Source organism: Paenibacillus vulneris, from assembly GCF_039543185.1.
In the GTDB taxonomy this organism is placed as follows: domain Bacteria; phylum Bacillota; class Bacilli; order Paenibacillales; family NBRC-103111; genus Paenibacillus_S; species Paenibacillus_S vulneris.
In genome coordinates this window covers 1-11792 of the sequence record NZ_BAABJG010000037.1, presented here as the reverse complement: position 1 = coordinate 11792, position 11792 = coordinate 1, and the positions used below count along the sequence as shown (strand labels likewise).

Annotated in this window: 13 protein-coding genes; all 13 read left to right on the top strand. The window is 49.6% G+C overall.

Features of this window, described 5'->3' with window-relative positions; genetic code table 11:
• Window position 1 precedes the first annotated feature (1 nt).
• Entirely contained in the window at window positions 2–871 is an 870-nt protein-coding gene (gene hslO / locus ABEA66_RS28450; protein WP_079914938.1) for an Hsp33 family molecular chaperone HslO, read from the top strand.
• 74 nt (window positions 872–945) lie between these two features.
• The gene (locus tag ABEA66_RS28445; RefSeq protein WP_345592993.1) at window positions 946–1878 is read left to right on the top strand and encodes a peptidyl-prolyl cis-trans isomerase; all 933 of its coding nucleotides are present in this window, start codon (window positions 946–948) and stop codon (window positions 1876–1878) included.
• 137 nt (window positions 1879–2015) lie between these two features.
• Window positions 2016–2954, top strand: coding sequence for a cysteine synthase A (gene cysK, locus ABEA66_RS28440; RefSeq protein WP_079914940.1), 939 nt, complete (start codon window positions 2016–2018; stop codon window positions 2952–2954).
• Between the two features lie 111 nt (window positions 2955–3065).
• Window positions 3066–4613, top strand: a complete 1548-nt coding sequence (locus tag ABEA66_RS28435) for an anthranilate synthase component I family protein (protein ID WP_345592990.1) — start codon at window positions 3066–3068, stop codon at window positions 4611–4613.
• Between the two features lie 4 nt (window positions 4614–4617).
• Window positions 4618–5199 carry an aminodeoxychorismate/anthranilate synthase component II gene (gene pabA, locus ABEA66_RS28430; RefSeq protein ID WP_192705810.1) on the top strand — a complete coding sequence of 194 codons (582 nt, stop codon included), beginning with the start codon at window positions 4618–4620 and terminating at the stop codon, window positions 5197–5199.
• The gene (gene pabC, locus ABEA66_RS28425) at window positions 5196–6074 is read left to right on the top strand and encodes an aminodeoxychorismate lyase (RefSeq protein WP_345592987.1); all 879 of its coding nucleotides are present in this window, start codon (window positions 5196–5198) and stop codon (window positions 6072–6074) included. The genes pabA and pabC overlap by 4 nt, the downstream gene beginning before the upstream one ends.
• A gap of 12 nt (window positions 6075–6086) precedes the next feature.
• Complete coding sequence (gene folP / locus ABEA66_RS28420) at window positions 6087–6956, top strand: dihydropteroate synthase (protein ID WP_345592985.1); 870 nt, start codon at window positions 6087–6089, stop codon at window positions 6954–6956.
• 8 nt (window positions 6957–6964) lie between these two features.
• Window positions 6965–7327: a dihydroneopterin aldolase gene (folB, locus tag ABEA66_RS28415; RefSeq protein WP_345593073.1), complete on the top strand. Its 363-nt coding sequence runs from the start codon at window positions 6965–6967 to the stop codon at window positions 7325–7327.
• 4 nt (window positions 7328–7331) lie between these two features.
• Window positions 7332–7838, top strand: coding sequence for a 2-amino-4-hydroxy-6-hydroxymethyldihydropteridine diphosphokinase (folK, locus tag ABEA66_RS28410; RefSeq protein WP_345593071.1), 507 nt, complete (start codon window positions 7332–7334; stop codon window positions 7836–7838).
• Window positions 7820–8029: a helix-turn-helix domain-containing protein gene (locus tag ABEA66_RS28405; RefSeq protein ID WP_079914947.1), complete on the top strand. Its 210-nt coding sequence runs from the start codon at window positions 7820–7822 to the stop codon at window positions 8027–8029. The genes folK and ABEA66_RS28405 overlap by 19 nt, the downstream gene beginning before the upstream one ends.
• 27 nt (window positions 8030–8056) lie before the next feature.
• Window positions 8057–9076 (top strand): tRNA dihydrouridine synthase DusB, encoded by a 1020-nt coding sequence (gene dusB / locus ABEA66_RS28400; protein ID WP_345592982.1) that lies wholly within the window; start codon window positions 8057–8059, stop codon window positions 9074–9076.
• A gap of 188 nt (window positions 9077–9264) precedes the next feature.
• Entirely contained in the window at window positions 9265–9741 is a 477-nt protein-coding gene (greA, locus tag ABEA66_RS28395; RefSeq protein ID WP_079914949.1) for a transcription elongation factor GreA, read from the top strand.
• A 103-nt stretch (window positions 9742–9844) separates the two neighbouring features.
• A complete protein-coding gene (gene lysS / locus ABEA66_RS28390) occupies window positions 9845–11341 on the top strand; it encodes a lysine--tRNA ligase (protein ID WP_079914950.1) in 1497 nt (498 codons plus the stop codon).
• The last annotated feature ends 451 nt before the right edge of the window (window positions 11342–11792 follow it).

Below are 11792 nucleotides of genomic sequence, written 5' to 3'. Positions count from 1 at the left end.
AATGCGTGATTATTTAATTCGAGCAACGGCGATGGGCGGCAAGGTAAGAGCCTTTGCTGTATGCTCTACCGGAATAGTAGATGAGATTAGCAAACGGCACCAAATGACTCCAACCACAACGGCGGCGCTGGGAAGAACGATGTCGGCAGGCCTGATGATGGGGGCTATGCTGAAGGGTGAGGAGAAGCTCACCATCATGATTAAAGGCGGAGGCCCCATCGGTCAGATCGTAGTGGACGCCAATGCCAAGGGAGAAGTACGCGGCTATGTAGCCAACCCACAGGCGGATCTCCCTCTTAACGCGGTAGGTAAACTCGATGTAGCAGGTGTGGTCGGCACCGAGGGCTACATTAGTGTTGTGAAAGACCTGGGGCTGAAAAAGCCATACAGCGGGAGCGTTCCTTTGATCTCCGGAGAGCTTGCCGAAGATTTTACATACTACTTTGCCACATCGGAGCAAACGCCTTCGGCGGTTGGCTTAGGGGTGCTTGTGGGCGTAGATTATGCCGTTACTTCTGCAGGAGGCTTTGTGATCCAGCTTCTGCCCGGATTGAAGGAGGATGAAATCTCGCTCATCGAGCAGCTGCTTTCGAAAGTTGAGCCTGTATCCGCCCTACTTGAACAAGGGCTGGATCTGGAGCAGATTTTGCAGCGTATTGTTCCTGATGTTGAGGTGCTGGAGGAAATGGACGTATATTTCCGCTGCCAATGCTCTCGGGAACGCGTGGAGCAAACCTTGATCTCATTAGGACGTGACGAACTGGAGCAGATCCTGGAAGAGGACGGGAAATCCGAAGTCGTCTGTCATTTCTGTAACGAACATTACACCTTTGACGAAGAGGATTTAAAATCTATCATCAATCAGCTTTAACCGGACGATATAAAGGTTGAGACAACCTATTGGAATACCAATAAAGCAATAGTGACCATACGAGGGGATTAGGAATGCGAAACATTAAGATACTGTGGGGAGTCGTAGCGGTTTTGTTCATTGCCGTTGTCATCCTTTCCTCCGTATTGTCTGCCGATCTAATCAACCAACGACATGTCGACATGAGCCCGGATCAGACGAAGCAGAACCCGTCAGTAAAAGTCATCGCAACTATCGGAGATAAGACCATTACCAGCATGGAATTGGAACAACAGCTGCTGCAAAAGCATGGCCGGGAATTGTTGAATCAAATGGTGGATCATGAAGTCATTCGCATGGAAGGCAAGGCATTGGGCTTGTTTGTGGAGGAAAGCGAAATCCAGAAGGAACTAAAACGCATGCAGCAAGGCTATGATAATGAAGGACAATTCTATGAATCGATGAAGGTCCAGCTGGGACTGACGCCAGAGGCTCTTAAAGCCGATATTTACGACAAGCTGCTTCAGGAGAAGATCATTACGAAGGATATTATTGTTTCGGATGAACAGGTCAATGCCTATATCCAGTCCCATCCCGAAGAATTTAAAGCGGCGGCCCAGCTTCGTTTGCAGCAGATCGTCGTAAGCAGCAAGGATCAGGCGGCCAAAGTAACGGCTGACGTAAGCAAGGGGATTGAATTTGCCCAGATTGCCAAAGACCGGAGCTTGGATGATGCGACACGCGATAACGGCGGGGATCTGGGATGGGTGGAGGAAGACGACCCTTTTATCGCCCCGGCCATTCTGAAAGCGGCTAAACAGCTTAAGCCAGGAGAGGTAAGCAAACCGATCGACTTGAACGGGCAGCTTTATATTATCAAATTGAAGGATCGGAAGGAGCAGCCTAAGGAGAGCAAAGAGACGATCATGGAAAGTGTACGCAAAGAGCTCGCTCTTCGTGCAGCGCCGCCGCTTAAGGACGCGATAAAAAAGCTGCGGGAAAAATATAAAGTACAGGTTATGCTGTAGCTGGGGCAATCCTTTCTGGTAAACACATCCACAAAATGATATTGACAACCTAAGCTCCGGTTGATAAGATATTATTATAATACCTACCAATTTACTCGGATATTATACATCATATCTATTTTAGGAGGAACGTCAGGATGGCAAAACTAGTTCAGAACATAACACAATTAATCGGTGGAACCCCGTTAGTCAAACTGAATCGCGTTGTGCCGGAAGGCAGCGCAGAAGTGTATGTTAAGCTGGAGTATCAAAATCCGGGTGCGAGCGTAAAGGACCGTATCGCCATCAGCATGGTGGAAGTAGCCGAGCAAGAGGGCAAGCTGAAGCCGGGTGATACCATCATTGAGCCGACAAGCGGTAATACGGGAATCGGCCTGGCCATGGTAGCTGCAGCTAAGGGTTACAAAGCCATTCTGGTGATGCCTGAAACGATGAGTATAGAGCGCCGCAACCTGCTTCGTGCATATGGTGCTCAATTGGTACTGACTCCTGGAGCGGAAGGCATGAAAGGCGCTATCAAGCGCGCGGAAGAGCTGCTGGCCGAGAATCCGACTTATTTCATGCCGCAGCAATTTAAAAACCAAGCGAACGTGAAAATCCACCGTGAAACAACAGGTCCGGAAATCGTGGAAGCCATCCAATCCCATGACGGTAAGCTGGATGCATTCGTGGCCGGTATCGGAACTGGCGGTACCATTACGGGTGCGGGCAGCGTGTTGAAAGAGAATTTCCCTAACATTAAAATTTATGCGGTTGAACCAAGTGCATCTCCGGTATTGTCCGGCGGTAAACCAGGTCCTCATAAAATCCAGGGAATCGGTGCAGGCTTCGTTCCTGATATCCTGAACACTTCGGTGTACGATGAGGTCATTCCTGTCGAGAATGACGACGCATTCGAGACCTCCCGCCGTGTGGCCAAAGAAGAAGGGATCCTTGGCGGTATTTCTTCCGGTGCGGCTATCTTTGCAGCATTAAAAGTTGCCAAAGAATTGGGTCCGGGCAAACGGGTCGTCGCTATCCTTCCAAGTAACGGTGAAAGATACCTCAGTACGCCATTGTATCAATTCGAAGACTAATAACGAAAAAGCAAAGGCCCTTCCATCGAGAGGGGCTTTTTTTCGTTTGCAATATCAAGTATACTTAGTCCAAAACTTATGAATGAGAAGCAAGGAGGGGCGTCCGTTACGATGATAACCTACGAACAATGGCGGCAATGGGCGGGCCGCTATACGATGCTTCCCTACGTACGGCGTTACCCCTTGGAGGAAGATCGGTTGATTTCTTGGGAAACGGCCTGGGAGCAGGCATCACCGGGTTCCTTTGTACTGGAGAGCGGAAAGGGAGGAAGGTATACCTTTCTAGGGTTAAAGCCGGTATCTGCCATCCGCGGCAAAGGAATGCGAACCGTCGTTCAGCATGAAGACGGCACCGTGACCGAGGGAGAAGGAGCGCCTCTTGAAGCGGTAAAGCAATGGATGGCTGAATACCGCTCACCTGCTGTTCGCGGTCAAGGGCTGCCCAAATTTCTGGGAGGCTGCGTCGGCTATTGGGGCTATGATGTCGCCCGTTCTATCGAGAGGCTCCCGGAGACAGCCTCGGACGACCTGCCGGTGCCGGACTATGCTTTTGCCAGATTCGACCGGATTTGGATTATCGACCATGAGGAGCAAGTGCTGTATTGCGCCGTTCACAAGATGAGCACGGAAGAGGCTGACGCCTTGGCCGAGCTTTACCGTGAAGCGGAAGCGGACGCAGACCGGATGAAGCGCCAATGGGATCTCGTTGCAGCCGCGAATCGAACGGAGAAGTATAGGGCCCTCCGTGATGGCATGATGGAACGTATACATCAAGACCTGCTTCATATCGACGTCGACTCCATTGAAGGCATTCAGGCGGATTTCCCGAGAGAAGCCTACATTCAGGCGGTTCAACAGATTCAGCGCTATATCGGGGCTGGAGATGTGTTTCAGGTCAATTTGTCTGTCAGACAGCATAAACGGCTGCATGCTTCGCCTGAGGCAATCTATGAATGGCTGAGGGTCGTTAATCCGTCTCCTTACATGGGACTGCTGCGGTTCGGGGACTTTCACATTGTATCGGGATCGCCGGAGCTGCTGGTTCAGCTTGAAGAGGATACCGTGAGGACCCGGCCTATCGCCGGAACCCGGCCGAGAGGGAAGGATGCCGAGGAAGACCAGCGCCTGGCGGATGAATTGATCCATCATGAGAAGGAACGTGCGGAGCACATTATGCTGGTCGATTTGGAGCGCAATGATCTGGGGAAAATATCTACCTACGGTACGGTAAAGGTCGAAGACTTCATGGTCATCGAATATTATTCCCACGTCATGCATATCGTCTCGCAGGTAGAAGGGAAGCTGGCGCCGGGCAAAGAAGCTTACGATGTCATTGCGGCGGCATTCCCCGGCGGAACGATTACAGGGGCTCCCAAGGTTCGCACGATGGAAATTATCGAAGAGCTTGAACCTGTGCGCAGAGGCCCGTATACAGGGTCTATCGGATGGATTGACTACAATGGCGATATGGAATTTAATATTATTATACGGACTTTGGTCATGGCGGAAGGGATAGGCTACGTGCAAGCCGGAGCCGGCATTGTGATAGACTCCGTCCCTGAGAAGGAATATACAGAATCCATCAACAAGGCTAAAGCGATGTGGAAAGCAATTCAATATAGCGAATGGAATGAAAAAATGGAAGCGCGGGGGGTATAAAGCTGTGATCCTAGTCATTGATAATTACGATTCGTTTACTTATAATTTGGTGCAATACTTGGGCGAGCTCGGTCAACAGGTGGAGGTTCGCCGCAATGACGAAATCGACTTGGCCGGTATCGAGGCTCTGAAGCCGGACCATATTCTGATATCTCCGGGGCCGTGCACTCCGAACGAAGCGGGAATCAGCCTGTCGCTGATCGAGCATTTTAAAGGGAAAATTCCGATTCTTGGCGTATGTCTCGGACATCAATCGATCGGCCAAGTATTTGGCGGTGAGGTCGTTCGGGCCGAGCGGCTCATGCATGGCAAGACCTCCCCGATCCTGCATGACGGGAAAACCCTTTTCAAGGATATCCCATCACCTTTCACGGCCACCCGATACCATTCCCTGATCGTCAAGAGAGAGACGCTGCCCGATTGCCTGGAAATCAGTGCAGAGACGGAGGAAGGCGAGATTATGGGGCTCCGCCACAAGGAATATCCTATTGAAGGCGTACAATTCCATCCCGAATCTATCATTACCGATCACGGATTGCGTCTTCTGCGCAACTTTTTGAATGAAACGGCAGTGAAGCAGGCGTGAACATCTATGTCAACGGAAGCTTAATAGCGGAAGAACAGGCCGTGGTCTCAGTATACGATCACGGTTTTCTTTACGGCATAGGACTGTTTGAAACGCTCCGTACGTATAACGGGCAGCCTTTCTTGCTCAAGGAACACCAGGATCGGTTGATTGCAGGCTGCGAACAGCTGGGCATGGATTATCAGCCGGGGACCGGAGAGTGGGAGGGAATTATCGAATCGCTCCTTAAAGCGAACGGGTTAGAGGATGCCTACTTCCGCTTTACGGTAACGGCGGGGGAAGATATTTTGGGGCTTCCCGCCGGGGAATACTGCAAACCCAATTTGATTGTGTACGTCAAAGGATTGCCGGCTCGGGACGAGAAGCTGTATCGAGAGGGGAAGCCGCTGCAGCTGCTAACCTTGCCTCGAAACACGCCAGAAGGAAGCGTAAGATTCAAATCCCTTCATTATATGAATAATATATTAGCCAAGCGTGAAATGAAGCGGTACCTATGGGCAGGCGGAGCGGAAGGCTTGCAGACCGACAAGCAGGGCTTTCTTGCCGAAGGGATCGTAAGCAATCTGTTTTTTGTCAAAGACGGTCAGCTGCATACTCCAACGCTTGATACGGGAATATTGCCGGGCATAACGAGAGCTTTTGTTATGGATCTGGCCAAACAGCTCGGTATAGCAGTAGAAGAAGGCTGGTACCGATGGGGAGATTTGCAGCTGGCGGATGAAGCTTTTATTACGAACTCCATTCAAGAGATCGTTCCGGTGACGACACTGTATGATCCGGAGGGCCATTCCCGCATGGTAGGCAGCGGTACGTCCGGACCGGTGACGAGGCGGCTCATAGAGCAGTACGGGCATCACACAATAATACGGAAATGACGGTGAACGCTCATGTCGAAATCAGTCAATGAGCAGCAGCCTTACATAGACTGCCGCGGAATAGCTTTGGATGTATATCACGAAACAGTCATTATGGGGATTTTGAATGTTACTCCGGATTCCTTCTCGGATGGGGGGAAGTTTACCGATCTTTCCGCCGCTGTCGACCATGCTAAACAGATGGTGGCCGACGGAGCCGGGATTATTGATATTGGAGGAGAGTCGACCCGCCCGGGCGCGGAGTTTGTTACATTGGAGCAAGAGCTGGAGCGGGTTATTCCTGCTATCCGGGCTTTGAAGGAAGCCGGCATTCAGGTGCCCTTGTCGGTGGATACCTACAAGACAGAGGTGGCAAGACAAGCGCTGGAGGCGGGGGCCCATCTATTGAACGATATTTGGGGACTGAAGAAGGACCTCCATATGGCGAAGCTTGCCGCCGAATACGGGTGTCCCATCGTGATTATGCATAATCGCGTGAAGGCGGAGTATGATAATTTCATTCCCGATGTGATCGGGGATTTGCTGGAAAGCGTCCGGATAGCCCACGATGCAGGCGTGAAAGACCATCAGATTATTTTGGACCCGGGAATCGGGTTTGCCAAATCCTACGAGCAAAATTTGCAGCTGATGAACGAGCTTCATCAAATTGCTGCAATAGGCTATCCCGTCCTGCTTGGAACCTCCCGCAAAACGATGATCCGAACCGCTTTGCAGCTTCCTGCGAACGACGTAGTGGAAGGAACTGCGGCTACGGTAGCCATGGGGATTGCACAAGGCTGTCGAATTATGCGGGTTCATGATGTCAAATCCATGAAGCGCGTCGCTGTCATGGCAGACACTATTATCAAGCACCGTCTTCCAATCAAGAGCGATGAGAAATGAGGTAAATGATGGATAAAATCATATTGAACGGTATGCAATTTTATGGGTATCACGGCGTGTTTCCCGAGGAAAATAAGCTGGGTCAGCGGTATCACGTCGATGTAGAAATGCATATGCCCTTGGACAAACCGGGAGCTACGGATCATCTGGAGGACACTATCAACTACGCGGAAGCATATGAGCTCATTAAGAACACCGTGGAGAAGCGAATTTTCAAGCTGATTGAAGCTTTAGCCGAGCAGGTTGCATCTGAGCTTCTACAAACTTATACTAGTATAAATGCAATTACTGTACGCGTCAGGAAGCCGCATCCGCCGGTTGCAATGGTGTTCGATGGCGTTACAGTTGAAATTCATAGAAAGCGGGCATAAGTTCATGGGCTCACAGCCTTCACATCGCGTATACATTGCGCTTGGCTCCAATATGGGGGACAGAGAACGTTTGCTGCTTGAGGCGATTCGCCTGCTGGCAGAACACGAAACGATAGAGGTTAGCGGCTGTTCCGGTATTTACGAAACGGAGCCTGTAGGCTACGTAGACCAGGCGGCTTTTCTTAACATGGTCATTGAAATCAGGACGTCCCTGGAGGCGAAAGAGCTGCTAGGCGTTATGCAGCATATTGAACAAAGCCTCGGGCGTACACGGGAGCTCCGTTGGGGACCGAGAACGATCGATTTGGATATGCTGCTGTACGATGATTTACGCCAGGACGATCCGACGCTTATCCTTCCCCATCCAAGAATGCTGGAACGAGCCTTTGTCCTTGTGCCGTTGGTCGAGGTCATGCAAGCGCGGCGTGAGCAGCAGGCTGCCGAATGGGCGGCTCACCTAGAAAAGCTGGAGGGAAAGGAAGGCGTTGCTTTATGGAAAAAAATGCAATAGCACAGCGCATCCGCGCTTTTCGTAAGCTTAAGGGGTTCACCCAAAATGAATTGGCGGATCAGCTCGAAGTGTCCATCGCCGTGCTTGGTGCCATCGAACGAGGGACGCGGAAGCCTGATCCCAAGATCATCCGAAAAATATCTGAAGTCCTGGGCATCGACCCGGATGAATTGCTGCCTGCTGCGAAGTAGGAACGAATGCGGAAGGAGGGAATTAACATGTTGAAGATAGGAAATGTAGAAGCGCCGAACCAGGTGGTATTGGCTCCGATGGCGGGTGTATGTAACCCTGCGTTCAGACTGATTGCCAAGGAATTCGGCTGCGGGCTTGTTTGTGCGGAAATGGTGAGCGATAAAGCCATTTTGCATGGCAATCACCGTACTATGGAGATGCTTTATGTGGATGACCGGGAGAAGCCGCTCAGCTTGCAAATTTTCGGCGGGGACACGGAATCTCTTGTCGAAGCGGCCAAATATGTAGATCAGCATACCAATGCGGATATTATTGATATTAACATGGGGTGCCCGGTTCCCAAAATCACCAAATGCGATGCGGGGGCACGTTGGCTTCTGGATCCCCCCAAGATCGAGCAAATGATATCAACCGTGGTTAAATCGGTAACTAAGCCGGTAACGGTGAAGATGCGTATCGGTTGGGACGATGAGCATATTTATGCCGTAGAGAACGCCAAGGCCGTAGAGAATGGCGGAGGCGCAGCTGTATCCGTACATGGACGCACACGCGTACAAATGTATACGGGACACGCTAATTGGGACATTATTAAGGAAGTTAAAGAATCCGTGTCGATTCCTGTCATTGGCAACGGCGATGTTTGCACACCGGAAGACGCCAAGCGAATGCTGGATCAGACAGGTGTCGATGGGGTAATGATCGGTCGGGCTGCACTCGGGAATCCATGGATGCTGTACCGGACCATACAATACTTAACGAACGGCGAATTGCTTCCTGAGCCATCAGGGCAAGAGAAAATGCGTATTGCTCTTCTTCATATGGACCGTTTGGTTGCGCTCAAAGGAGAGCATGTAGCCGTGAAAGAAATGCGGAAGCATCTGGCGTGGTATTTGAAGGGACTGCCGGGAGCTGCTCGTGTCAAGGACGTAATTATGGAGCAAACGAAGCGGGATGAGATGGCCCGTGTGCTGGAAGAATTCGTGGCTTCATTGGGTCAGGAATCCCTTAGTGATACAGCCTCGGAGACGTCCGCAGCGGTACAATAATTGGGCTTTTTGCAGCATTTGGTTCAGATTGACATTTGAATGGGGTTGCAATATAATCAGTCAATAGTCATTACAAGCGGATCAGGCATCAGGATCTCGATCGTTAATATATTATTTATAAGTGAATTCATAGTCGAAGGAATCAGCTCGAAATATGAAAATCTTTCACATGACAGGAGATTGTTGCAATGAGTGAAAAAGAAGTCATCCTGACTCAGGAAGGTTTGAAAAAACTTGAGGAAGAGTTGGAGCACCTCAAATCCGTCAAGCGCCGCGAGGTTGCCGAACGGATCAAAGTAGCAATCGGCTACGGTGATATCAGCGAGAACTCCGAATATGAAGATGCGAAGAACGAGCAAGCGTTTATCGAAGGCAGAATTTTGACGCTGGAGAAGATGCTCCGGAATGCTCGGATTATTAATAATGATGATGTCGACACAGACACCGTCAGTGTTGGCTCTATCGTCACCCTGAAGGACCTGGAATTCGGCGATATCGTGGAATACAACATTGTAGGTACAGCGGAATCGGATCCGTTCCAAAATAAAATCTCCAACGAAAGCCCGGTAGGTAAAGCTATTCTTGGCAAATCGAAAGGCTCTTTGGTTGACGTTAACGTACCTGCGGGCGTGATTCAGTACGAAATCATCGATATTAAGAAATAAGATGGGTTTTATGCGGTATTATTGTAAAAGCCGTCGATAGAAAGCTTCCTTTGGAAGCTTTTTTAACGTATAGACAGCAAATTATAAGGAGCTGGGAACTAGCATGACTGTAGAACAAGAAATAAACGAATTGCTTCAGATCAGAAGAAACAAATTGGACGAGCTTCGCTCGCTTGGCATTGACCCGTTTGGGCAAAAATTTAACCTTACCCATCATGCGGCCGATCTGCTTAAAGCATATGACGAGGTTTCCAAAGAGGACTTGGAAGCACAGGAGATTGAGGTCAGCATTGCCGGACGCATTATGCAAAAGCGCGGTATGGGCAAGGCGAGCTTTGCCCATATCCAGGACATTACCGGCAAAATTCAAATTTATGTCCGGGAAGATGCGGTCGGAACGGTGAAATACAAAGCCTTTGATATGCTTGATATCGGGGATATCGTCGGTGTTAAAGGAAGCATGTTCAAAACAAAGACAGGCGAGCTGTCCGTAAAAGCGCTGGAGGTAGAAGTGCTCTCCAAATCGCTGCTGCCGCTCCCTGAAAAATACCACGGGCTGAAGGACGTTGAGCTTCGTTACCGCCAGCGTTACGTGGACCTGATCATGAATCAGGAAGTGCAGCAAACGTTCATTACACGCTCCAAAATTATTCAATCGATGCGCCGCTACCTGGATTCCCGCGGGTACTTGGAAGTAGAGACGCCAACGCTTCATGCTATTGCAGGGGGAGCGTCCGCACGTCCGTTTATTACGCATCATAATGCGCTGGACATGCAGTTGTATATGCGTATCGCCATCGAGCTTCATTTGAAGCGCCTGATTGTCGGGGGCATGGAGAAGGTATATGAGATCGGCCGCGTATACCGTAACGAGGGGATTTCCACCCGTCATAACCCTGAATTTACGATGATCGAGCTGTACGAGGCTTATGCCGATTATCAGGACATCATGAAATTGACGGAAAACATGATTGCCCATATTGCTCAGGAAGTATTGGGTACGACCAAAATTCAATACCAAGGCCATGAAGTCGACCTGGCTCCGCAATGGAGACGTGTTTCAATGGTGGATGCTATTAAAGAGGTCGTAGGTGTCGACTTCAGCAAGCATATGACCGATGAGGAAGCTCATCAATTGGCCAAAGAACATAAAGTGCCGGTAGAGCCTATGATGACATTCGGCCACATCGTGAACCAGTTCTTCGAAACGTTCGTTGAAGAAACACTGATTCAGCCTACTTTTGTATACGGGCATCCTGTTGCTATTTCTCCATTAGCGAAAAAGAATGAACAAGACCCGCGGTTTACCGACCGTTTCGAATTGTTTATTGTTGCCCGCGAGCATGCCAACGCCTTTACGGAGCTGAATGATCCTATTGATCAGCGGGAGCGGTTTGAAGCTCAGCTGTTGGAGCGCGAGCAAGGCAACGATGAGGCGCATGAAATGGACGATGACTTTATTCGTGCTCTGGAATACGGTATGCCGCCGACAGGCGGACTGGGCATCGGCATAGACCGTCTGGTCATGCTGCTGACTAACGCTCCTTCTATTCGCGATGTGCTGTTATTCCCATTAATGCGTGAGCGTCAAGGCGACTAAGCTTTATATTTCAACGAAACGTATCTTCCCTTTGTGGAAGGTACGTTTTTTCTATATAGACTTTATAAACCTCTGGGTTCTCACAAAGCACCTGAATTGGTTTGAGCCAAGGTCCGCTTCGCGGGTTTTCGGGAAACGAATTTACAGGATAAGGAAACAAAAAAAGGTTGCATTTTAGGTTCGGTTTTGGTATATTACTCTTTGTCGCTTTTGAGGCTCTGTTGGTTAAGTGCTTGATTTCATCAGATGATGAAGTGGTAATAAAAAGTACTTGCAATTGAGCAGGCGAATGTGATATATTATAAAAGTCGCCGCTAAACAAGGTGACGATAAACAAGAGAAGATTGTCCTTTGAAAACTGAACAACGAGTGAATGTTTTAACAGAGAATGAAAATTCTCGCTAGCATTGAATTTTGAGCTTAAGACAAGCTCTATTATAGATCACTTCGG